At 44.2% G+C, this 24,511-nt stretch carries 21 protein-coding genes; 8 read left to right on the top strand and 13 right to left on the bottom strand.

The window, feature by feature from the left end; translation table 11 throughout:
• Window positions 1-30: 30 nt before the first annotated feature.
• The 7 genes from rnd to R7P72_RS14255 all read right to left on the bottom strand — a co-directional run bounded on the left by rnd (window position 31) and on the right by R7P72_RS14255 (window position 7,524).
• A complete protein-coding gene (gene rnd / locus R7P72_RS14285; protein WP_215810595.1) occupies window positions 31-1,149 on the bottom strand; it encodes a ribonuclease D in 1,119 nt (372 codons plus the stop codon).
• 79 nt (window positions 1,150-1,228) lie between these two features.
• A complete protein-coding gene (gene fadD / locus R7P72_RS14280; protein ID WP_005382216.1) occupies window positions 1,229-2,920 on the bottom strand; it encodes a long-chain-fatty-acid--CoA ligase FadD in 1,692 nt (563 codons plus the stop codon).
• 106 nt (window positions 2,921-3,026) lie between these two features.
• On the bottom strand, window positions 3,027-3,881 hold the full coding sequence (locus tag R7P72_RS14275) for an alpha/beta fold hydrolase (RefSeq protein WP_005382215.1): 855 nt from the start codon (window positions 3,879-3,881) through the stop codon (window positions 3,027-3,029).
• A 6-nt stretch (window positions 3,882-3,887) separates the two neighbouring features.
• Window positions 3,888-4,445, bottom strand: coding sequence for a Slp family lipoprotein (locus tag R7P72_RS14270; RefSeq protein ID WP_005382214.1), 558 nt, complete (start codon window positions 4,443-4,445; stop codon window positions 3,888-3,890).
• 41 nt (window positions 4,446-4,486) lie between these two features.
• Window positions 4,487-4,792, bottom strand: a complete 306-nt coding sequence (locus tag R7P72_RS14265) for a hypothetical protein (protein ID WP_017819942.1) — start codon at window positions 4,790-4,792, stop codon at window positions 4,487-4,489.
• A gap of 60 nt (window positions 4,793-4,852) precedes the next feature.
• Entirely contained in the window at window positions 4,853-5,554 is a 702-nt protein-coding gene (gene tsaB, locus R7P72_RS14260; protein WP_017819943.1) for a tRNA (adenosine(37)-N6)-threonylcarbamoyltransferase complex dimerization subunit type 1 TsaB, read from the bottom strand.
• Window positions 5,555-5,583: 29 nt separating this feature from the next.
• A complete protein-coding gene (locus tag R7P72_RS14255) occupies window positions 5,584-7,524 on the bottom strand; it encodes an ATP-dependent DNA helicase (protein WP_005382210.1) in 1,941 nt (646 codons plus the stop codon).
• A gap of 218 nt (window positions 7,525-7,742) precedes the next feature.
• On the opposite strand from R7P72_RS14255, the gene purU reads away from it, so the two are divergent.
• The 3 genes from purU (at window position 7,743) to R7P72_RS14240 (ending at window position 10,776) form a co-directional block, all read left to right on the top strand.
• Window positions 7,743-8,576: a formyltetrahydrofolate deformylase gene (gene purU / locus R7P72_RS14250; RefSeq protein WP_005382206.1), complete on the top strand. Its 834-nt coding sequence runs from the start codon at window positions 7,743-7,745 to the stop codon at window positions 8,574-8,576.
• Between the two features lie 207 nt (window positions 8,577-8,783).
• On the top strand, window positions 8,784-10,403 hold the full coding sequence (locus R7P72_RS14245) for a S1 family peptidase (RefSeq protein WP_005382202.1): 1,620 nt from the start codon (window positions 8,784-8,786) through the stop codon (window positions 10,401-10,403).
• A 4-nt stretch (window positions 10,404-10,407) separates the two neighbouring features.
• The gene (locus tag R7P72_RS14240; RefSeq protein WP_017819944.1) at window positions 10,408-10,776 is read left to right on the top strand and encodes a hypothetical protein; all 369 of its coding nucleotides are present in this window, start codon (window positions 10,408-10,410) and stop codon (window positions 10,774-10,776) included.
• 72 nt (window positions 10,777-10,848) lie between these two features.
• Here the strand turns inward: R7P72_RS14240 and R7P72_RS14235 are convergent, their stop codons facing one another.
• Window positions 10,849-11,445 carry a VOC family protein gene (locus R7P72_RS14235; RefSeq protein ID WP_025766980.1) on the bottom strand — a complete coding sequence of 199 codons (597 nt, stop codon included), beginning with the start codon at window positions 11,443-11,445 and terminating at the stop codon, window positions 10,849-10,851.
• 220 nt (window positions 11,446-11,665) lie between these two features.
• Between R7P72_RS14235 and argS the strand changes: the two genes are divergently transcribed.
• From argS to R7P72_RS14220, 3 genes are all read left to right on the top strand, one after another.
• Entirely contained in the window at window positions 11,666-13,399 is a 1,734-nt protein-coding gene (argS, locus tag R7P72_RS14230; RefSeq protein ID WP_025517318.1) for an arginine--tRNA ligase, read from the top strand.
• A 167-nt stretch (window positions 13,400-13,566) separates the two neighbouring features.
• A complete protein-coding gene (locus R7P72_RS14225) occupies window positions 13,567-13,995 on the top strand; it encodes an HIT family protein (protein ID WP_039841466.1) in 429 nt (142 codons plus the stop codon).
• A 150-nt stretch (window positions 13,996-14,145) separates the two neighbouring features.
• Window positions 14,146-14,667: a YqhA family protein gene (locus R7P72_RS14220; protein ID WP_318110640.1), complete on the top strand. Its 522-nt coding sequence runs from the start codon at window positions 14,146-14,148 to the stop codon at window positions 14,665-14,667.
• Between the two features lie 108 nt (window positions 14,668-14,775).
• On the opposite strand, the gene R7P72_RS14215 is transcribed toward R7P72_RS14220, so the two are convergent.
• The 5 genes from R7P72_RS14215 to znuA form a co-directional block, all read right to left on the bottom strand.
• On the bottom strand, window positions 14,776-15,006 hold the full coding sequence (locus R7P72_RS14215; RefSeq protein WP_005426709.1) for a FeoC-like transcriptional regulator: 231 nt from the start codon (window positions 15,004-15,006) through the stop codon (window positions 14,776-14,778).
• Window positions 15,003-17,279 (bottom strand): Fe(2+) transporter permease subunit FeoB, encoded by a 2,277-nt coding sequence (gene feoB, locus R7P72_RS14210; protein WP_285437621.1) that lies wholly within the window; start codon window positions 17,277-17,279, stop codon window positions 15,003-15,005. Before feoB ends, R7P72_RS14215 begins: the two co-directional genes overlap by 4 nt.
• On the bottom strand, window positions 17,279-17,506 hold the full coding sequence (locus R7P72_RS14205) for a ferrous iron transport protein A (RefSeq protein ID WP_005382190.1): 228 nt from the start codon (window positions 17,504-17,506) through the stop codon (window positions 17,279-17,281). The genes feoB and R7P72_RS14205 overlap by 1 nt, the downstream gene beginning before the upstream one ends.
• Window positions 17,507-18,339: 833 nt before the next feature.
• Window positions 18,340-21,717: an AraC family transcriptional regulator gene (locus tag R7P72_RS14200; RefSeq protein WP_285437620.1), complete on the bottom strand. Its 3,378-nt coding sequence runs from the start codon at window positions 21,715-21,717 to the stop codon at window positions 18,340-18,342.
• 202 nt (window positions 21,718-21,919) lie between these two features.
• Window positions 21,920-22,807, bottom strand: coding sequence for a zinc ABC transporter substrate-binding protein ZnuA (gene znuA, locus R7P72_RS14195; protein WP_033906913.1), 888 nt, complete (start codon window positions 22,805-22,807; stop codon window positions 21,920-21,922).
• A gap of 78 nt (window positions 22,808-22,885) precedes the next feature.
• On the opposite strand from znuA, the gene znuC reads away from it, so the two are divergent.
• Both znuC and znuB read left to right on the top strand, forming a co-directional pair.
• Window positions 22,886-23,674, top strand: coding sequence for a zinc ABC transporter ATP-binding protein ZnuC (gene znuC / locus R7P72_RS14190; protein WP_005382185.1), 789 nt, complete (start codon window positions 22,886-22,888; stop codon window positions 23,672-23,674).
• Window positions 23,667-24,452 (top strand): zinc ABC transporter permease subunit ZnuB, encoded by a 786-nt coding sequence (znuB, locus tag R7P72_RS14185; RefSeq protein WP_005382183.1) that lies wholly within the window; start codon window positions 23,667-23,669, stop codon window positions 24,450-24,452. Before znuC ends, znuB begins: the two co-directional genes overlap by 8 nt.
• Window positions 24,453-24,511 lie beyond the last annotated feature (59 nt).

The raw sequence follows: 24,511 nt of genomic DNA, 5'->3' as shown, positions 1-24,511 counted from the left end.
GGCATCGAGGCCAACCTTTTTCATCTTTCATTACTTTAATGCTTTGTTCATCTTGTCGCCGAGTAAATCCAAACGCCACCCTTGCATCAAATCAGGCAATACTTCTGGGTCACGATCTTTTTTCCAAACCCAACTGATCAACTGATTGATCTGCTTTTTAGAGGCAAGGAACTCCGTGGCTAAACCTGACTTCTGCGAAGCCGATTTCACCAAGTCTTTCATATTTTTGAAGACCTGCTTGTAACCCGGATAGTCCATTAAACGCTCAATTTTCGCAGGATACTCTTCAGAAGGTGTTTGCTTCGCTTGTTTAACAATCGCGGCAATCTTCGCGCCATGGCGGTTAATCGCTCGGATATCAATATCTTCTGCTTCCATCTTCTTTAAGTTCGTTAAACCAAGACGAGCGACCGTTAATAGATCACCTTCTTTGAAGATAAAGTTCAGCGCTAAATCTCGTTTGATTGCTTCACGATAACGCCACGTCGCCAATGGCTTTAAAATCGCCAGCTCAGAAGGTTTTAATTGCCAAGCGCCCTTAATATCAAGGTAGGCATGCTCTTCATTGGTTACGCGAATACGTTTCGAAACGAGTAAATCACTTTCTTGCTGTACAGCTTCCCACCAACCTGCTTGCGTCACCTTATCGAACAGCTTTTCGTATAACGGTAACAAGTAATGAACATCTGCGGCAGCATAATCTAATTGCTTTTGTGTCAGTGGACGAGCCATCCAGTCGGTACGTGATTCACTTTTGTCGAGCTCTACGCCTAAATATTCTTCCACCAGCGAAGCGAAGCCTGTCGATAGGCCGTGACCGAGAAAAGCGGCCATCAGCTGCGTATCCACCATAGGGAATGGTGTACAACCAAAAGCGTTTTGGAAAACTTCTAAATCTTCACCACATGCGTGCAGCACTTTTAGCACAGAAGTATCTTTTAATAGCGCTACAAACGGCGTCATATCCGTTAATTCAGTCGGATCAATCAGCGAGAGGCGATTACCATCGAAAAGCTGAATCAGACCTAACTGCGGGTAGAAAGTGCGAATACGAACGAATTCGGTATCCAGCATCACTACGTCTGCCTCTCGGGCATGAGTGCAAACCTCTTCTAGGTCTTTGTTTTTAGTAATAATTTGATAGTTCACATACTTCTCGCTATAAAAAATGCCAGCAAAACGCTGGCATTCTATCATTTTTTAAATATCTCGACTCGACGAAATCGGCTTATGCGCTTTTCTTCGCAAGTTCAGCGTCATTCTCTTCGCGTAAAACACGACGCAAGATCTTACCGACATTGGTTTTAGGTAAGTCTTCGCGGAATTCAACCAACTTCGGAACTTTGTAGCCAGTTAGGTGTTCTCGACAATGCGCGATCACTTCGTCTTTGGTCAAGCTCGGATCGCGTTTCACGACATAAATCTTCACTAATTCACCAGACACTTCATGCGGCTGACCAATAGCTGCAACTTCAAGTACTTTTCCGTGTAGTGCTACAACGTCTTCGATTTCGTTCGGGTAAACATTAAAGCCTGATACTAAGATCATGTCTTTCTTACGGTCAACGATATGCAGGAAGCCTTCGTCATCGAACTTAACGATGTCGCCGGTTGATAGCCAGCCGTCTTCGTTAATCGTATCTTTCGTTGCTTCAGGTCGTTGCCAGTAACCTTGCATAACCTGAGGACCACGAACTTGAAGTTCGCCAGTTTCAGTATTCGCAAGAGCGTTACCTTCTTCGTCCACGATACGAACTTCTGTTGATGGTACCGGCAGACCAATAGAGCCATTGTATTCAACAAGATCATGCGGATATGCCGCCACCAACGGAGAACACTCTGTTAGACCGTAACCTTCGAGCAAATAGCAACCCGTGGTCTTTTGCCATCTTTCTGCCACTGAGCGCTGCACTGCCATGCCGCCGCCAACGGCTAAACGTAGATTACTGAAATCCAACTCGTGGAAATCTTCATTGTTGACCAATGCATTAAATAAGGTATTCACGCCCGTAATCGCAGTAAACGGATGCTTTTGTAGCTCTTTCACGAACCCTGGAATATCTCTAGGGTTGGTAATAAGTAAGTTACGACCACCCATTTCGACAAACAGCAGACAGTTTACGGTAAGAGCAAATACGTGATACAGCGGTAATGCTGTTACGACTAATTCACGCCCCGGAGATAAAACCGGTCCGTACGCGCCTTTTGCCTGTAGAACGTTCGCAATCATGTTGCGGTGAGTCAGAATCGCGCCTTTCGCGACACCTGTCGTCCCCCCCGTATATTGCAGGAATGCAATGTCATCCCCAGACATAAACGGTTTAACGTATTGTAGACGACGACCTTTACGTAGAGCCTGACGCATTGAGATTGCACCAGGTAAATCGTACTTAGGCACCATGCCCTTAACGTACTTCACGACAAAATCGACAATCGTACCTTTCGCTCGTGGCAGCATTTGACCAAGACTGGTTAACACTACGTGTTTGACTGGTGTTTTATCGACAATTTGTTCTAACGTATTCGCAAAGTTAGACACAATCACAATCGTCGTCGCACCTGAGTCATTCAATTGGTGTTCAAGTTCACGAGGAGTGTAAAGTGGGTTAACGTTTACGGCGATACAACCTGCACGCAAAATACCAAACAACGCCACTGGGTATTGCAGTAGGTTTGGCATCATCAGAGCAACACGGTCACCCTTTTGCAGTTTTAACTCGTTTTGCAGATACGCTGCGAATGCGCGACTACGCTCTTCCAATTTACGGAAGGTCATAACCGAGCCCATGTTCATGAATGCTGGTTGGTCTGCATATTTTTGTACAGACTGTTCAAACATTTCTACCAAAGACTCATATTGCTCTGGATTAATGGTTTCAGGTACGTCACTTGGATAACGTGAAAGCCATGGTTTATCCACGATGTTACTCCTCGTTTATAACTGGCTAAAAAATAGCGTCCTTTTTATTTTGAAAGCTATTACAGCACAGCGAACGTGCTTGAGCACGCAACTCTCAAACACTTGTTTAAATTTTGTTAACTACACCAAGAATTCGCGTTGCGACCTCGAGTATTTGCTCTAAATGACAGTGATGACCACCCTTGACAGAAACCACTTGCGGTGGGTTCTCTCCCCAATCAGCTTGGTTAGATGGTAAATTCTGAAATCCTTGATCGCCTAATACAATCAAATGAGGACAACGTATTTGGCTGGTAATCGAGTTAGCATGCGCTTGCGCCATTCGGTAAAGCGACGCACATTTTAACTTGGCGTCATGCCGCCAATACCATTTATCTCCTCGCTGCTCTGTTCCACGCTCGACTATCGGTAGAAGTTGCTCAGCGGTTAATTGGTTGGCTTGCATGCGTAATTTTAACGCCAGATCGAAGGAGGCAATGGCTCGCTCTGGCTTGTTTTGCTGTCTTATTCGACTTAAAACGCCATCGCGAAGACGAGGCAAACTGTTAGTAGGATCCTCATGAAGAGGTCCTGCTCCCTCAATTTGCACAAGAGCTTCGACCTGCTCTGGAAACGCTGCACTATAGCAACTTGCGATTAAAGCACCAAGTGAATGCCCTACTAATATCAGTCTGTTTGGTGATAATTCGTCCAAAAACTGATACAAATCGGCAATATAGTCGTGAAAGGGGTAATAATTATCGTGAGATTTATGACTCGATAAACCGTGACCAAAATGATCGATGGCGAGGAGGTGTAAGTGAGGATTAAGTTGATTCAACTGCTCCATGAGCGCTTTAAAGCTGCCCGCATTATCTAACCACCCATGAAGAAAAACGACTGACAAGTCAGCCGTTTTCTCGTTCCCTATCTCAAGGGCTGCCATTTTGCCGGCAGGAAGCTCGAATTGACGCTCATGCATCGCAGATTATTTGACCTGTTTTATCACTTTACCGTCTTGCGGGAAATCATTACGCCACATGCGGCAGTTAATCGAGTAACATGGGTAAAAGTAGGTTGGCGAGTCATACATGCGTACACGTTCTTCAATTTTCCATAAACGGTACCCTTCCCCCTTAATTACTGGGAAGATGTAACCGTGCTCACCGATCTTTCCTTCTTCTTCCCCTGCTCCTTTGCCTACAACCGTCACCAAACGGCCTTCACTAAAGGCGACAGGCTCTAAATAGCCATCAAAATAGGCGACAAAACGCCCCGTAGGCTCTTCATCAATATCAGGTTTACCAGACTTACTGATAGGAAGGTTTACAATCTCTAGACGCGTTTTATCTTTAAAGTTATCCACTTTAGCGATGATTCCACCAAGGCGAACATCTTCACTCACTTGCCCCTGAGACTCAGCAAACGCTTTATAGTCTGTAACGACCAATTCTGTGCTTGCATTTAGCTCCTCTGGCAAAGAGCTACACGCAGACAAACCAACCGTAGCAAATAATGCGAGAAAAAACCGTCCAAAAACCTTCATAAACCACCTTTCAATATTAGTAACCCCAAGCTGGGGAGATCTCACACGTAAATATCGACACCAAGTAATTGAGCCAGTTCCTCTTTTTTAGCTCGATTCATGACATCCATGTACTGCTCCATTGCTTTACGTGCGCCCCCTTCAGGAAGGTCATATTGCACTTGAGCTCGGTGAATTTGGGACTCATCCACGTGTTTTATGGAGTGCGCCACGGCGTTAGCAACCTTTGAAGGCTGACCTACAGGCTGCTTTGTTTGTGATTTATTTACCTGCTTCTTTTGACTGGCTTTATGAGTGCGATTTGCACCGGGAATCAAAGAAGGAGGCAAGCCATTAATCGACGCCATAGCACTCCATAAAAATACAGGGCAAACGCCCTGCTTTTTGTCAGGTTAATGAAAAACGGACTATTCGCGACCAGGAAGTTTTTTCCATGTCACATTATCACGTAAATAAACAGGGCTCGAATCTTCGACCGGCACGGTATTACCCTTTTTAAATTCTTGTTCAGCAAGAATCACGATGTCTTGTGAATCAGGGTACAGAACGTCACTATGCGTCAAATTAAACGGTAGGTCTGCTAATACTTCTTGGTAAGCATCCCAACCAGTACCTGCTGTCGTCCACGTTTTGTCGTCTGCTTGTGCTTCTTCAACGAGACGTGCTGGTGGAATTACGCACTCTGCATCCATCTCTGCCCACTCACCGTTTGCTTGGCGAGTGTAACGTGCCCAGTAAACTTCACCCATACGTGCGTCAATAGCCACAGCGACATCGGTCACACCATGTAAGCGATAGCTACCTTGAGCCATTGCAGCCAGCGTTGAAACGCCGATCATAGGTAAGTCAGCACCGAACGCCAAACCTTGTGCGATACCAATACCGATACGAACGCCAGTAAAGCTACCTGGACCACGTCCAAACGCTAACGCATCCAGCTCTTGTAGAGTCAGGCCAGCTTCTTTGAGTACTTCATCAACCATTGGCAGTACTTTTTTGGTGTGATCGCGTGGTGCAACCGCGCTACGTGAAATCACTTGATCATTAGCCAACAACGCAACTGAACAGTTTTCAGTCGCTGTATCGATAGCAAGAATTTTTGCGCTCATTTAACTCTCTACAACTCTCATTTATTGGGTTATGCCTCAGCACTTGCGTCTGTGACAGATTGTTCTGCTTTCAGGAATGCTTTGATTCCATCTAAGTCTCGCGTCCTTGGGATAGGTGGTAGACTTCCGAGGAAAATACCACCATAGTCTCGCGTGACGAGGCGATTATCACAAATGATCAACGCACCGTGATCCTTCTGATCTCGAATTAATCGCCCGACTCCCTGCTTTAACGTAATCACTGCATCCGGGATTTGTACTTCAGCAAATGGTTCACCGCCACGTAATCGACAATCCTCGATACGGGCTTTGAGTAACGGATCGTCAGGGGCGGTAAACGGTAATTTGTCGATAATAACACAGCTCAGCGCATCACCTCTAACATCAATCCCTTCCCAGAAAGCGCCCGTCGCCACGAGTAAAGCGTTACCCAGTTCCATAAACTCCGCCAAGGTTTTCTGCTTACTCATCTCCCCTTGCATTAACACAGGCAGCTCAAGTACTTCTCGGAACTTCTCACCTAGTTCACGCATCATGCTGTGCGAGGTACATAAAAAGAAGCAGCGACCATCATTTTCTTCAATCACCGGAGCAAGCATTCGGACTAACTTATCCGCTAAGCCGTTACTGTTTGGCTCTGGCAAATACCTTGGCACACAAAGGCGCGCTTGCTTTTGATAATCAAAGGGGGACGGCAGAGAAAATTGCTTTGTAGGCTTGAGGCCAAGGCGCTCAGTAAAGTGCTTGAAATCGCCCGATACGGCTAGGGTTGCTGACGTGAAAATCCAAGCGCCTTGTTTAATCTCTATTTGCTCATGGAACTTGTCCGCGACAGAAAGAGGCGTAATGTGCAGAGCGAAATGACGAGGCGAGGTATCGTACCAGTATGAGTAACCGGTAATATCGACATCACATACCCGGTCGATACGGCCTTTGATCAAATTTGCTCGTTCAAAGGCGGTATCCAGTAATTGACTGCGCCCTAAGGCTATTTTGAGTACATCAATCGCCAATTCGAGGCTGTCAGTTAAGCGCAATAATTCTCGCTTAATAGAACCTGATTGCAACGCCTCACGCCAGTTGCCACGAAAGCCTGGCTCACCCAATACAATCCGCATGTCCATTGCGCTTTGCATGAGTTTGTCGCCCACTTTTTGCAATTGACGCATATCTTTGGCTTCGGTGCGATAGGCTATTTCAATGTCTTTGGCAAGATCGTGAATTTGGCGGCTTGAAACTGACTGGCCGAAATATTCGCTCGCAATATCTGGCAACTGATGAGCTTCATCAAAAATAAACACATCGGCTTCTGGAATCAGTTCACCGAATCCTGTTTCTTTGATCGCTAAATCAGCAAGAAACAAGTGATGGTTCACTACAACAATGTCGGAATCCATGGCTCGCTTACGCGCTTTCAATACAAAGCAATCGGTGTAGCTCGGACATTCTTTACCTAAACAGTTATCATTGGTTGAGGTGATAGTCGGAATGATCATGCTGTCTTCTGGCAGATCATCACAATCCCCAAGGTCACCTGTTTTGGTTTCTGATGACCAAGCACGCACTTTAACCAGTTGAGTTAATAACGTCGGGTCAGATTCATTAGTGTGGCTTTCGACCATTTGGCGGCTCAAACGATCCAAACACAGATAATTAGAACGCCCTTTTAATAACGCCACTTGGCCATAAAAACCAAGCGCATTGACCATGAGCGGTAAGTCACGATGGTACAACTGCTCTTGCAAGTTTTTCGAGCCTGTACTGATGATCACTTTTTTACCGCTTAACAGCGCAGGGACTAAGTAGGCGAAGGTCTTACCGGTTCCGGTTCCTGCCTCCACCACCAACTGGGTTTGATCTTTGATCGCACTGCTGACGGCTTCCGCCATATCGATTTGTGGCTGACGAGCTTGAAAGCCAGGAATGGCCTTACCTAACGCGCCATCAGAGGAAAAAGTTTTTGCGATCATGCTTGGTATTGAGTTTGAAAAATTATCGAGAGTATATCAGAGGAATAGGAGTGACATCAGCCCACAATCTGACCAGCTTGCGGCGACACGCGGATATTTTGTTGAAACCAACGTAAGAATAGATTATTTATGGTGAAACATGGCAGTACAGTTACACCCGCCAGGGAATAATAACAAATTCGTACGCTAAAATATTAATGCATGGAAGTACCTGATTTATGGAAAAGAAAACACTGTTGACCCACTGTTCTGACGCCCCGGGTCTCATCTCGAAAATTACTAATATCTGTTACAAGCACCAACTCAACATCGTTCACAATAACGAATTTGTTGATAATACCAGTGGCCACTTTTTCATGAGAACGGAGTTGGAGGGGTACTTCAACGATCAAACGTTTCTTGCCGACTTGGACCAAGCTCTCCCGCAAGGTGCTAAGCGTAAATTGGTTGGCTCTCGCCGTAAGCGCATCGTCATTCTCGTCACAAAAGAAGCGCATTGTTTAGGCGATATTCTGATGAAAACCTACGATGGAAGCCTAGATGTTGAGATCGCCGCTGTGGTGGGGAATTACGACAAACTGCAAACTCTCACTGAACGCTTCGACATTCCTTACCACCATGTGACCCATGAAAACCTTAGCCGTGAAGAACACGAGCAGAAGATGCTAGAAGTGATCGATCAATACGATGCTGACTTTTTGGTGCTAGCTAAATACATGCGCGTATTAACGCCGACGTTTGTTGAGAAATATCACCACAAAATCATTAATATTCATCACAGCTTCTTACCTGCTTTTATTGGCGCGAAGCCATATCAACAAGCTTACGATCGCGGTGTGAAAATCATCGGTGCAACAGCACACTTCGTGACTAATGATTTAGATGAAGGGCCGATCATCAAGCAAGACGTAATTCCTGTCGACCATACATTCAATGCCCAAGATATGGCGCAAGCGGGACGCGATGTAGAGAAGAACGTATTGAGTAAGGCTTTGAATAAAGTGATCAATGACCACGTCTTTGTTTATGGGAATAAGACAGTGATCCTGTAATCCCTCCGTACTAGTTACAACGATAGTGAAACCCGTCCAACTTGGCGGGTTTCATCTTTTCAGAAGATCCCCCCTCCAATTCTTAACCATCAAAGTTAAACCTATACGTTATAATTTTTCATTTCTCCATAACTATTTACTGAGAGAATGATTCCGTTTATCATTTGCCCTCCTTATAATAAACCACGTTAATATTACGGAATTAAAATGAAAAAAACGTTAGTGGCTTTTCTGATTGGGCTGACTTTACCAGCAACCACAATCGCAGATACTCTTGAGCCTGTTCAGAATGATGTATCCACTCGCATTATCGGCGGCGAACCTGCCAACACTTCCGACTGGAAATTTATTGCTTCACTGGTACGTAAAGGACAACCTACATCTATTGGTCACTTTTGTGGTGGCAGTTTCCTAGGTGGAAAATACGTATTAACTGCTGCGCACTGTGTGGAAGGTCTTAATGCGGACGATCTGGATATCGTTCTTGGTCTTTATGACAAAAACAGAGAGTCTCAAGCACAGCGCATCGCCATTAAAAATATCTATTCACATGATGAATATAACAACATAACAACGAACAATGACATCGCTCTTATTGAATTAGAACGCAATATCGATAGCGCAACTATTGACCTGGCAACGCCAGAACTTTTAGATAGCGTACGCGTAGGAGACAAGTTGCACGTGGCTGGATGGGGAAATACGTCCACGACAGACCGAATATACCCAACCGTTTTACAACAAGTAGATTTGGAATACGTAGATCGAGCTACCTGCCAAAACCTACCAGGAAACTACTCTAATGTATCAGATGACGGTATTTGCGCCGGATACTATTGGGGAGGTAAAGATAGCTGCCAAGGAGATAGCGGCGGTCCACTCATCGTTGATGATAACGGTATCAACAAATTGCTAGGCGTGGTCAGCTGGGGGGATGGATGTGCTCAACCAAACGCTTATGGTGTTTACGCCAACGTCGCTCATTTTCAACACAATGGATGGATAGATAGCCATCGCAATACTATCAGCTTCACTAAGTACCGAGATCTTCGTTTCGTTGAGCGAAAAGCGCAGCAAGAGACCTTTACTATTCGTAATGACGATACTATCCCATTCAACATCTACCAAAGCACAATATCATACGGAAGTACCATCGAGAAAAGCACTTGTACTGGTACCTTAAAGCCTTCGCAAAGCTGTCAAATTACCGTCGGCTACCAACCTAGCTATTCGGGATCAGAAACAACGATAGAGCTCTTTACCGATCATCCGAAACTGTCCAGACTCACAACAACTTTCGAGTATTCAGGTGTAGATAAAGCAAGCAGATCAGTGCGTAATGCCATTCCGCTAGCAGACGCAAATGTTTATACCGGTCAAAACGCTTGGACGGCTGAAAATGGTGAACTGCAATCAGCGGATATGGGAGCTTATCCTGGTGTATCTGAGCTGGTTTTGACCGATCTTCCGAAGGGCAAACTTACCATGGATCTCAAAGTAATGTCCGATGGTTTTGATTACTTGTTCATCTTAGTTAATGGTGAAATTTACGATAGCACCAACCAACTCCTCGATTATAAAGAGATCCAGATCGATCTTTACAAAGCATCTAATACGATAACGTTTGAATACGTCCAACACCCGTTTTCAAGTGGCATTTACAGCGCGCAAGCATTTGTTCGCAACATAAATATGTCAGTCAGCACAGATAATACGGGCGATGCTGGTAACGACGTTAATAAAAAGTCTAGTTCAGGCGGCAGTTTATCTATTGGCCTACTGGTGTTAATGGCTGCAGGTTCATTCGTACGACGCAAAAAAAGGTAACGAGATGAAACATAGACTCAAGATATTCCTACTTGGTTTGGGCACTATCAGTTTAACTGCATGTTCAGCAAACGCAGGACTGCAAACAAACCAGACGTCTGAGCACCAAGCAATGATGGTAGAGACTTATAGGACAAGTGAGAGTCAAATTTCATTTATCACAGAGTCTAACGGCTGCAGTGAAAACGAGGACTTTAGCCTAAAAATAGAGCAAAGCTCACAGACAGAAGCTCTTATTACTATCGTTAGAGACAAGGCGGATCATTGTAAACGAATGCCGTTTGCCAAAACTTTTACACTGCCTTTAGATGAAGAGTTGAAAGGCAAAAAACTTTCCATTACCAACCCAAAAAGCAAGTCACTGGCTAAATAGTGATTCGCTTACGAAAGGGAGCCTCGGCTCCCTTTTTGCCTATCGCAACTCAGCAATTCTCACCCTAGCGTTTTACGCCTGCTCAGACTCCACAATACGCTTAAGTGAATGCGGGTGCAGTTTGATACAAATGCCTTGGTACTTAAACGCCACTGTTGGGTTATTCAAGCGTTCGCCATCCCCTTTCGGGCTCGACAGTTTGATCTTCACACCCAGCTCTTCTAACTCATTAAAGCGTGCGCCAAACGCTGGATAAGTGTGTCTCAAATCAGCAAGAAACTCATCTGCGGTTTCGGCATGAGACGGAATCACAAACTCCACATGTTCCCAGCTTTCAGTTGGGTAGATTTTGCCTTCCGCAGGGTATGGCAGCTCCAGACACTCAATCTTCCAGCCACGACTTTCCAACGCTTTATCGAACTCAATAACAATAATTGGGCGACCGTTGATTTTCGCTTGTGAAATCACCTTTCCGTATTGACTCCAAGCCTCATGCGCAGCTTTTGCGGTATCAGTATCGTTAATACGCAACGCAATATGGTCAGCTTGAGCAAAGCTCAGATCCAGTTTTAACAGGGATGCAAACTCTTCAATCTTCGCCATAAATGCATCCAAATCTTGGATCATCAATTCAGGCGCTAGGCGTTTTTCAACTAGTTGAGTCGTCATTGTGGCTCTCTTGTGGGGCTATTTATCTCATTACTCTGAGCGCAATAGTAAACGCAAACCAAGCCTCATTTCCATTCAATCGAAAAAGTATAAATTTCCCCAATTCCTCTCTGTATGAAAAGCAATAAAGTTGTTATCATTAGCCCCATTTTTGTGAACTCCAGCAGAACTTGGCACTTACTTCGCCGAGTTCTTCGTCCTTGAATTGAAGGAAACGCGTGTGAATATCCAAGCACTTATTAATGACAAAGTATCTCAGGCTCTAGAAGCCGCTGGCGCACCTGCAGGAAGCCCTGCGGCGGTACGCCAATCAGCAAAGCCACAATTTGGTGACTACCAAGCAAACGGCGTAATGGGCGTTGCTAAAAAACTGGGTACTAACCCACGAGAATTTGCACAGAAAGTACTGGATGTTCTAGACCTAGACGGTATTGCGAGTAAGACAGAAATCGCAGGTCCTGGTTTCATCAACATTTTCCTAAGCGAAGAGTTCCTAGCAAAACAAGCGGAAGCAGCACTGGCTGACTCACGTCTTGGCGTTGCAGCAGACGAAGCTCAAACTATCGTTGCTGACTACTCTGCACCAAACGTTGCTAAAGAAATGCACGTTGGTCACCTACGTTCAACCATCATCGGTGATGCGGTAGTACGTACTCTTGAGTTCCTAGGTCACAAAGTGATCCGTGCGAACCACATCGGCGACTGGGGTACTCAGTTCGGTATGCTTATCGCAAACCTTGAGCGTGTACAACAAGAGTCTGGCGAAGTTTCTATGGAACTGGCTGACCTTGAAGGCTTCTACCGTGAGTCTAAGAAACTGTACGACGAAGACGAAGAATTCGCAGTGAAAGCGCGAAACTACGTTGTGAAACTGCAAAGCGGTGACGAGTACTGTGCAGAAATGTGGAAAAAACTCGTTGATGTAACCATGATCCAAAACCAGCGCAACTACGACCGTCTAAACGTGTCACTGACTCGTGACGACGTGATGGGCGAGAGCATGTACAACGACATGCTTCCTAAGATCGTTGCAGACCTAAAAGAACAAGGTCTTGCCGTTGAAGATGATGGCGCGCAAGTTGTATTCCTAGATGAATACAAGAACAAAGATGGCGAACCAATGGGCGTTATCGTTCAAAAACGCGATGGCGGTTTCCTATACACAACAACAGACATCGCATGTGCAAAATATCGTTATGAAGAGCTAAGCGCAGACCGTGTGCTTTACTTCATCGACTCACGTCAACACCAGCACCTAATGCAAGCTTGGACAATTGTTCGTAAAGCAGGCTACGTACCTGAGTCAGTATCTCTTGAGCACCACGCGTTCGGCATGATGCTTGGTAAAGATGGTAAGCCATTCAAGACTCGTGCGGGTGGTACCGTTCGTCTTGCCGACCTTCTAGATGAAGCAGAAGTTCGTGCAGCACAACTGATCGAATCTAAAAACCCTGAACTGGATGCGGAAGAAAAAGAGAAGATCTCTAAAACAGTTGCAATGGCAGCGGTTAAATACTCTGACTTATCTAAACACCGTACGACTGACTACGTGTTCGATTGGGACAACATGTTAGCGTTTGAAGGTAACACAGCACCATACATGCAATATGCATACACTCGCGTAGCTTCTATTTTCGCTAAAGCTGGTGTTGCTATGGACGCTCTCCAAGGTGACATCAAAATCACTGATGAGAAAGAGAAAGCACTTATTGCTAAACTTATGCAGTTCGAAGAAGCGGTTCAATCTGTCGCTCGCGAAGGCCAACCGCACATCATGTGTAGCTACCTATTCGAACTAGCAGGTCAGTTCTCTAGTTTCTACGAAGCGTGCCCTATCCTAGTTGCTGAAGACGAAGCTGTGAAACAAAGCCGTCTGAAACTAGCAGCGCTAACAGCGAAGACCATCAAGCAAGGTCTGTCTCTACTAGGTATTGATACTCTAGAGCGCATGTAAGCGATTCGAGAATCGAGAATCGAGAATCGAGAATCGAGAATCGAGAATCGAGAATCGAGAATCGAGAATCGAGAATCGAGACGATTTAGAAAGGTTGGCGTGAAAGCGTCAACCTTTTGTTTTATCTGGCGTATACTGATGTCATTCAATTCAAATCGGATAATATAATGAGTTTTGAACTGCACCCTCAATTGGCAAAAGACACTACCGTTATCGGTCACTTCCCTCTGTGTGTGGCGCTTCTGCATAAAGACAATGCTGTGCCATGGGTTATCTTGGTACCAAAACGTGCAAACCTAAAAGAGCTTCACCACTTGCCAATGAAAGAACAGCAACAGTTTTTGCTAGAGTCTCAAGCGGTAAGCCAAGCACTGGAAGCAACATTCCGTCCAGACAAGTTAAACCTCGGTGCACTAGGTAACATGGTGCCGCAACTGCACATTCACCATATCGCTCGCTTCAAAGATGACATAGCATGGCCGGGACCGGTTTGGGGTAATACCAAAGGTGAATTCCGTACAGAAGAAGAGCAAAACGAATTGCTTGGTCGTATTAAGAACGTGTTATCACTGAGCTCTATTTTCCAAAAAGCATAAGCACTGTAAGCGAAAATAATTCGCCTTTGAATACGGCTAAAATAGACAGAGAAAGATTAATACGTATTTGTAACAATCTTTCTCATTTTTCTGGGATTATCACTAAAATAAAACTTGTTTAGACTGCCCGCTCAGTTAGAGAGGGTCATCATGAAACAAGTCTTCAACACATTCCGATACGTCAGCTGGATCGCCATCATCTGTTCTATGGCTGCTTCATTCTTGCTTTTTCTTATGGGTGCAGCAAAAACCTATTCAGCATTTGCGGTCTTCGTTCTTAATCAAACACCTCCAGAAGCACTCGCACATTTAGATAAAGCAGACATCGCGATCGCTTATTTGATCAAGTCACTGGATACATTTCTTGTCGCACTAGTTTTGTTCATCTTTGCTCACGGCATCTACACACTATTTATTTCCAACAAAGCTAAAGCGAAAACACAAGAGCAGTCGGTTTTGCATTGGATCAGAACCCCAAACATCGGCCATCTAAAAAACATTTTGGCTGAAGTCATCATCGTGATCTTGTTTGTGAAATTCTTAGAGCTCGTGCTGATTAACTTCGACAGCTTAGATTGGACGATCTTAACATTACCTATTTCGATTTTAGTTTTAAGTCTTGGTTTGAAGTTCCTAGGGTTAGGCGCGACTAAACACTCTGAAGAACATTAATTTCGCTGTATTCACAAACAATAACCAGCAAAATAAAAGCCGCATCATTGCTGATGCGGCTTTGTCGTTTTTACGTGATAATTTTTAGGTGACTAATTTTGATAGTCGCTACATGGTGACTGTCAGAGACAAACCATCTTGTTTAGTCACTGAGTAGCGAACTCGAGTCACGTCATGAGCTTTATTGGTGTCAACTAGGCGGCTAATTTTGCCCTTCTTAATCCACACACTTAACATCGCGTCAGCACCATCTTCACTCATCCCAAACTGCTTAGCCAGATCTGACTGGGAAACGGTTCCTTTGTCTGCAATGTATTGATAAAGCTCTTTTAAAATCATGCTACTTGCGCCTCTAATGCACCGTTTTGTTTCTTACCAACTCGTTTGAACACACGGTATGTGCCAAAGAAGATAGCTACGATCACTGCCATCCAAATGCCACTTGTCACTGGGCTATCTGCGAAATGCGTCAATTGGTTGTAGAACGTCGCACATAGGTAAGCCAAGCCCATTGTCCAAACCGCGATAAAGCGTGCGAACTTATGACCAAACTCACGTACGTAAGCCCCCATCGCCGCCACACAAGGTGTGTACAGTAGGATAAAGATTAGGTAAGCAAATGCGGCATTGCCAGAAGCAAACTGCGATTTAATGTTACCGAAGATAGAAGCATCGACTTCTTGTTCTTCGGCAACGGCATTTGAGTCAGTTAAGTCACCCACTTCAATGCCTAGTGGATCTGAGTAGCTCAAACCGGCTAGGTTTTCAGGGATACTCATTACTGCCTCTTCTAGGCTGCCCATTAGATCAAATTCTGCGTCTTCACCGTCGCTTGGCGTGGTGTATAGGCTGTTAAGCGTACCAACTACCGCCTCTTTTGCGAAGATACCGGTAACGATACCAACCGTCGCTGGCCAGTTATCTTCTTGAACACCGATTGGTGAGAATACTGGAGTCACAACTTGCGCTGCTTTAGAAAGCACAGAGTTTTCGCTGTCTTCGTTACCAAAACTGCCATCAGTCCCCAATGAGTTGAAGAAACTCAGAATAGCAACAACGATAACGATGGTTTTACCTGCACCAAGTACAAAGCGCTTTAGCTTTTGCCAAGTTTTGATCACCACGTTTTGTAGCGTCGGAAGCTCGTAATCTGGCATTTCCATCACTAGGCTGTCGCTGCTACCTGGGTAAAGCGTGTGCTTAAGGAAAAGACCTGTGAAGATCGCTGCCACAATACCAAGTAGGTAAAGTGCGAATACAATGTTCTGGCCAGAACCTGGGAAGAATGCCGCAGCGAATAGCGCGTATACAGGCAGACGAGCACCACATGACATAAATGGTGCCATAGAGGCAGCCAGTTTACGCTCACGTTCTTGGTCTAGAGTACGAGTTGCCATGATTGACGGTACGTTACAGCCAAAACCAAGAACCAACGGTACAAATGCTTTGCCCGGTAGGCCGATCTTCTGCATCACTTTATCTAGTACGAATGCTGCACGAGCCATGTAACCTGAGCTCTCAAGTACCGCTAGGAAGAGGTACAAACACGCGATAACCGGAATGAAGGTTGCAACCGTCTGGATACCACCACCGATACCATCAGCAAGAACCGTCACTAACCACACAGGCAAATGACCGTCTAACAAGTGATGCCCACCATCAACCAATAATGCGCCCACACCAATGTCAAAAAAGTCGATAAATGCACTACCGATGTTAATCGAGAACATAAACATCAGGTACATAACAACAAAGAAGAAAGGAATTCCAATCCACTTGTTCAAAATAAACTGGTCGAGTCTTTCAGTCACACTACGACTTAACTTGCCTTCGCTTCGGCGAACTTTTTTACACTGTTCATGCAGATGCGTGTACTTAGTATCCGCGACATGCAAATCGATATCCAAATCTAACGTCGTAATGACTTCCAAGACTTTGCTTCTATCAATATCAGAAAGACTATTGAGCACCATTGTGTCTTTTTCAAGCGCACGAATCGCTAGTGCACGATGAGCGACGTTTTGGTCGTTAAAAAGTGCGGAAACCGTTTGAATTGCCGACTCCATCTTCTCACCGTAATGCAAAGACAATTCTTTAAGTGGCACTCCTTGAACGATGGATTTATGGAGCTTTTCTTTAAACTCTGCCACTTGAGTTTTATTGGTTGCAGATAAACTGACAACCGGACAACCTAACGTTTTCTCAAGCTCTGCAACGTTAATCATCTGACGTTCACGCTTTAGCGCATCCATCTTGTTGAGGACAACAATCATAGGGCGACCAAGTTCGCGAAGTTGCAGCGTCATGTATAAGCTGCGCTCTAAACTTGTAGCATCCACCACGTTAATAATGAGATCAGCAGGATGAGTTAGAACCGCACGCGATGCGATGGATTCATCAATACTATTACTATCATTACCACTGTCTAATGAGTAAATACCCGGAAGGTCAGTGAGCAAAAACTCATCCCCAGCATGCTTGAATTGTCCCGTTTTCTTTTCAACCGTGACGCCTGCCCAGTTACCAACTTGCTGTTTTGCGCCAGTTAAACCATTAAATAGCGTCGTTTTACCACTATTAGGGTTACCTACGGTTAGCACTTGATATTGCATTACACTCGCTCCACTTCAATTTTCTGAGCAATTGTTTCTCGCAATGCGACAGACACACCACGGACTTCGACTTGTAAAGGATCGCCCATTGGCGCACGTCGAATCACTTTGACTTCTGTATTGGGAAGCAGCCCCATTACCATGAGTTTCTTTCTGATATCTGATGAAAGACCATCTAACAACCGAATCGTCACCGTATCGCCAGGATTAATCTCTGATAACTTCATAGTGGCCCTTAAGAGTATTGCTAATGAGAAATATTATTATTTAATAAGTTTAGGTTGCCAATATTACTCCCCTATACCCCTTCAATCCTTGTGTGAAATCAAAGATTCCGTAAATGTTTTCACGCTTTCAAACGTTAACTTCGTAAATTTCCTCTCGTTATTTACGTCAAAATTAACAATTACAAATGACACCTAACGAAACAAAAATGTCACAAACCAAAACAGAAAACAAAAAATTCAAATTAAAACAATGGCTTAAGTAAAAAACCAAACGTTGTCGCTTTTCTCATATAAACATGGCGTTATTTTTATAAGAAAAATAAGTAACCTCTCGTATAGTTACTCCATCGAGAGGGCAACCTCTCTAATAAATTCCAGAGGTGGCATGGCAACATGTCACTCCGGCAGCAAGCGAAGGTGTCCTTGACACCCGTGGTATAGTCCCCCCGGCTATACCACGATATTTTTTTTCACCTCTTTCAAAACTTCTTTACCTTATTCATCTTTTCAACACAGTTTTCGTTTTCACGAATGTCGCATGCCATCACTCCCCCAAATGAACCACGCTCTTTTGATACAGCAATACAACTGTCATTTATTTGTTGCAACTATCAGTAAATCATTCTCTTGAAGCCATTTATGCTTATTGCTATGAACATCGCGACTAACAGATAGAACGTGATCGTGCTTACGTGTTGAGAATGGATTTGTAGGCTAGATGTGATGAAGAAACAATGAAACTTACTGCGTTAGCAACTGCAGCAATAATAGAGCACTGTATGCAGCTCCCCAGCATCTTAACTATTAACTAGGGAGCGTATAATGAAGGTTTTCTAGTTAATTTCTTGGCTTTCTTGAGTCAAAGCAAACTTGGAAGGGGGCAAACCAAAATGCAGCTTAAACTTTTGGCTAAAGTAAGATGGATCATTAAAGCCACAGTTAAAGGCGACTTCACTGATTTTCTCACCCGCCAATAACTGTTCACACGCCGTTTCTAAACGAACCTCTGTGACATAGTCTTTTAACGTTCTTGACGAGGCAGATTTAAAACGTCTCTGCAAAGAGCGTTCAGACATATACAGCATTTTAGCGGCTGACGCAGTGCCAAATTCAGGATCATGGTAATGCTCTGCCACTAATTGATAGACTTTTTGCAACCACTCTTTCTCTGGTGTGACTTGATCTTCTGCAATAGTTACAGGATTGAGTTCTTGCTGCGGTTCATCCAGATAACTACTTTCCTTCGCAGATGGCCATGTAATCTCGACTTTGTTTTGAGCATCAGAAGAGAAGACAGCCAAATAACCACCACTCGTTGTCACTAGTTGGGCAAGGTGGTCAATACTCAACTCAGAGTGATTTAAGTTAGATGGAAGCCCAGTCGCGACTTTATTAGGTAATTGCGTCCCGTAATCAAGAAAGCTCAATGACACAATATCATGCCCCTTTTCTAGCATAATTCTAACCGTTTGACCCCGGAAAGAGCGCTTGATGATATTGGCAAAAATGCTATTGAAAATAACATCAAGATTAAAGCTTTCCAGAGCAACCCGGCTCTGCTTACTCTCATCTTCTAGCTCTACCAAAATACCCGCTTTTGCAAAGTCATCTTGCCATACATCAACCACTGACTGAGTTATCTGACTCAAGTTGTAGTTCTGACTCCCACCACTTACATCACTTGGAACACTTTTGAGTTCATTTAACTGCCAATTCGTTTTAGCCAAATGATCCTCTGTCGCAGTATCCAGAGGCATAGGTAGTTTCGCCACAATAAAGTCGACGCTTGATTTTATGGATAGAGCTACATGGTCTACGAGTAGGTTTCTAACTTGAATCTGTTTACGTAATTGCTGGTTGCTCGTAAGCAACACTCTACTTTGATGTCTTAACTGATTCGTTTTGAGAGTCACTTGAGCTGCTAGATCACGGTTAGCCTGTACAACGTAGCGAGAGCGCCAGAAAACAAGTAATGCGACGACCGCAATACTAGCTACGACAAAGCCTAAAATAGCAAATCGCGATAGATACCAAGGATGAAGGACGATAAAGTGAGATTCTAAACCAACGACTCCAGCGGCAACTTGAGACTCATTACTGACCTGCAAGTGATATTCACCGGAACTAAGGTGCTCGAGTGTCAGTTGGCCCCCCTCTAACGTTTGCCATGGGTCATCGTTGTTCAATCGATAGTACAAATTTTGACTGTCTGGTTTTGGCATCACACCGAATAAAAAACTCAGCGAAGATCCATATGGCAGTGTGATCCCATTCAGATCGGCACTACCAACTTGCAGAACTTCATTTTCAAGCACAACTTGGCTAACAATAAACTTAGACTCTGGGGGATTAGATACAAGCAGCTTGGATGCTTCTGCTTTTACGAGTCCGTACTTCGACCCCAGAACAAGCTCTCGCTCACCAATTTCTGTCTGCTGTATAACGCTACAAATACCAGGGAGGAACTCATTGTTCATTAAGCCTGATGACGATGCGTAATGTTTCACTAACTCACCCGAAAGGTGGTAATAGCTTAAACCGACAGAGGAAGCTAACCATACACCTTGCCTGTCTCTGATCAAGCAAGCAGGTCTGGCGTTGGGCTCACTCATTTCAACAACACGTTTTTCATCGCTTCGTGTATCAGTTTTAAACACACCATAAGATGAAGCAAACCACTGGCTGCCATCAACCGCCGTGGTCATGTCTAATGATTCACCAAACTTTTCTGAAAAACGGATAAACTGGATGTTGTCATTACTGTATTGGTATACGCCATGATCGGTGCCTATTAATAGGGCATCTTGAGTATCATATAGGCGCGTAACCTTAGCAGGCAAATACTGACTTACTAGCCACTCACTTCCAAAGTTTCGTACGCTTTGTGCAGCAGTATCAACATTGTAAAGATGGTATCCGCTTGATACCCAAAGACGGTCATCACCATCAACGGTCACATGCTCTACGGCATGTCCGGCCATAACCTGTAAATAAGGAAATGTAATCTTGTTGAGACCATTTAGCTCAAATATTTCCAGCCCTTTTGAGGTTGCAAGCCAAAGCATGCCGTTTTGAAACGCAAATTCATTGATCTGCGACTCCAACTCTAAGACTTGGTTAATCCCACTCTTTCCTGAACGATAAATCTTTCGGTCATCAGCAAACCAAAGCGCACCATCAGGACCTTCAATAGTTTGCCGAATTCGTCCAGATAGGGTGTGTGAGTCATAACTACTAAAGGTCACTCGTTCAAATTTTTTACTAAATAGCGAGTAATAACGAATACCTTGGTTAGTCGCAATCCACATCCCTCCCATATTGTCACTCAACAACGAATAAATCTTCGTGTTATCTAACTCTAACTCAAGAAAACTTGCAGGCGCGACTTCGGTGACCTCACCTGAAAAAAATGAGTACAAATAAAGGCCATGCTCTGTCCCCACCCAGTACTCTTGATTTGTCTCTGCGAATGTCAAAACATGTGAGCCGCCAATTCTAATCACTTCTTTATCAGGCTGGTAAATGTTGAAAATTAAAGCGCCACGCAATGTACCTATCAAAATTTCTCTTCGCGTGTGTGAATAATAGACTTTCTCAATGTAGTTTTGACCTGAGGCAGCGACATGGTCAAACTTATCACCTTCAGAAAGATAGAAGCCGGAAGTCGTTGCTAGTGCCCACTTCGTTTCAACTAGCACCGCATCATTAATGTAAACGTAGCTATTATTACTATGTTGATAGAGCTGCAATAGAGAGAAAGAGTTTAACTCGCTAGTGTCGATATTGTAGGTATAGAAATGCGCGCCATCACTCACCCAAATATAGTTCTTTGAAGACCCTATTTTTCTTATTTGTGAGCCTGGATTTAAACTAAAGACTAAACGTCGCTCCTGATTTGGATAAGTTCGATAGACCTCATTTTCAATAAAGGTCCAAAAAGCACCTTTATGATAGGCCAACTGCTTGGCCGACGTTTGTAGGAAGCTACCTGATTTAGGCAATATAGTTTGACCATCGTAAAACAGGACTCTCCCGTGTACGTCATGAATCCACAAACCGCCCTTTTCACCCAAGAACAACTTTTTAGCCGCGATAAAAGTACCCTTTGCCTGAGTTGGCAAAGGGTAAAAGATTGCATTTGCATTATGAAGCGCAAATGCTTGGTAGGATAAGACAAAGCCCAACAGAGCAAGGGCTAATTGGCGTAGCAAGACGAAAACCTTTTGTATCAATTTGTGCTCTGAAAGTGACCGTTCATCGTTTGTAAAACATGGATTGATACGGTTATTTTGAGCTGATAATTATTGGTAATGATATCTCAATTACTTTCTGAGAAAAGGCTCGCCTTACCAAAGGTTGTAATTCTTACTACTGGATCACGTTAAAAAGACTACTCCTACATTACGACAGCACTTAATCTGACTTTTTGTTCAAGCATTGCTCAAAACTATTCGCCATATTGTTGAGAAAAGTAAAGTAACTGCCAGGTTTTGCTTCAATTGTACTCCCTAACGGGTCAAGCTCGCCTTTAGCGACATCACTGCCTCTCATTACGCTCTGAACGACAGCCGGGGTAAACTGAGGTTCAGAAAATACACAAGCCACATCTCCACCACTTAGCTTTTGACGAATTTGAATTAAGGTCTTCGCTCCTGGCTTGCGTTCTGGGCTCACAGTAAAATGCCCCATTTGATTTAGTTCATAACGATCTTCGAAATAACCGTAAGCATCATGGAATACAAAGTAACCTTTGTTTTTTACTGGTGCCAGCTTCTGCTTTATCTGTTGGTCAGTGTCTTTTAGCTCGAGTTCAAACTTTTTGAGGTTCGCTTGATATTGAGCTGCATTTTCCGGATCAAGTGATACAAGTTGATTCACAACAGCCTTGGCCACTTGTTGTGCTTGGCTTACACCTAGCCAAAAGTGCGGATCATGTGAGCCATGATCGTGCCCATCATGGTCATGGTTGTGCTCACTATCAAATTCACGCAATTCTAGATTTGGAATTTGACTAATAGTCAAAGTATTCGATCTATCCGAAACAACTTTCTCTAGAAACGGTTCAAGATCATGTCCGTACCAGATAACCAAATCAGCCGAAGCGACCTTTTTAACATCCGATGGACGCAAAGCATAGTCATGGGGTGATGTGTTAGACTGCAATAGCACGTCTGGTGAAGTTACTCCTTGAGTAAGCTCTGTTACTAACAACTGAATAGGTTTGATACTCGTCAGTACCGTTACCGCCTGTGCTGGCAGTGTTAACATTGCTGAGGCAGCAAGAATTAATGCTCTTTTCATAGTTTTACTTGGGATATGGCGTGGAAAGTGAGATAATGTTACATTATAACATTATTGATTTGCAAATGAGTTTCATTCATGTCTTCCTTAGTCCATCTTGAGCAGTTATGCGTCGAGTTCGATGGCCGCAGAGTTCTCGATAACATTAGTATGGAATTAGAAAAGGGCAAAATAACTACCCTAATTGGTCCCAATGGAGCGGGAAAATCAACGTTAGTCAAAGTTATCTTAGGTCTTCAAAAGCCGACTAGCGGCAAGTTGAACCGACAAAGAAAACTGAAAATTGGTTACGTTCCTCAAAAGTTGAAGCTCAATGACTCCCTTCCATTGAATGTAACCCGCTTCCTAAATTTAGCAGGAAAATACAGTAAGCAGGAGTGCATTGATGCATTAAGGCTTGTTGGCGCTGAACATTTACTTAATAGTAATATGCATCGCTTATCCGGTGGTGAAAACCAACGAGTGTTACTGGCGCGCGCTCTGCTTCAGCGTCCTCAGCTGTTGGTATTAGACGAACCAGCTCAGGGTGTGGATATCCAAGGTCAAATCGATCTCTATGACTTAATTGAGAGCATTCGTCATCGCTTTGATTGTGGCGTATTTATGGTGTCGCATGACTTACATTTAGTGATGGCGAAAACGGACGATGTTATTTGTCTGCATCACCATGTTTGCTGCTCAGGTTCACCTGCCACTATTACTCAGCACCCTTCTTACATCGCACTATTTGGCAATGCAGCGAGAGAGTCTCTCGCGTTTTATCATCACGACCATGAGCACCATCATCACGATTTATCCGGAACGCCAGTAAGCGGTGATGCGACATCATGCTCCCACCATAAACACGGACATCACCATCATGATTGAGTTTCTCCTACCTTCTATCCTTGCTGGTATTGGTATCGCGATCATTGCCGGTCCACTTGGGTCATTTGTCGTTTGGCGTAAAATGGCTTACTTCGGAGATACCCTAGCTCATGCATCGTTAATGGGCCTAGCGCTGGGCTTCTTGCTCAACGTAAATCTCTACCTTGCGCTACTCGTCTGCTGTTTAGCTCTGGCCGTTTTGCTTGTCACTCTGCAAAAGCAACAACTTGTGGCTACAGACACGTTGTTAGGTATCTTGGCACACAGTGCACTCTCTATCGGTTTAGTATCGGTTAGCTTTTTGGAAAACGTGCGCGTCGATTTAATGAGCTACCTATTTGGGGACTTACTTGCCGTCTCTCCACAAGATCTGATGTTTATTTACGCAGGTGTTGTTGCGGTAAGCGCGTGTTTGTACGTCTTCTGGCGCCCACTGCTTTCTAGCACTGTCAGTGAAGAACTTGCCGCTGTTGAGGGCGTGAATACAGACTTAGTTAGATTGGTGTTAATGCTAATGGTGGGTGTAGTAATCGCAGTAGGTATGAAGTTCGTTGGCGCGTTGATCATGACTTCGCTCCTAATTATCCCAGCCGCAACAGCACGTAAAGTCTCTTCATCACCAGAGCAAATGGCATTGTTCGCATCCATTATTGGCTCTGTGGCAGTACTGATGGGGCTTAGCCTATCATGGCACTTCGATACACCGGCCGGCCCTTCCGTAGTGATCAGCGCAACATCCTTATTTATGCTGAGCCAGCTGATTAAAAGCAAAGCATAATCGCATTGAGTATTAAACGCGAAAGACCTTGCTAACAACAAACATAAATCCACGGAAAC

Origin of the sequence: Vibrio sp. Vb0888 (assembly GCF_033338835.1) — a bacterium.
GTDB classification, from domain to species: domain Bacteria; phylum Pseudomonadota; class Gammaproteobacteria; order Enterobacterales; family Vibrionaceae; genus Vibrio; species Vibrio alginolyticus.
This window is presented reverse-complemented; position numbering and strand designations above follow the sequence as displayed.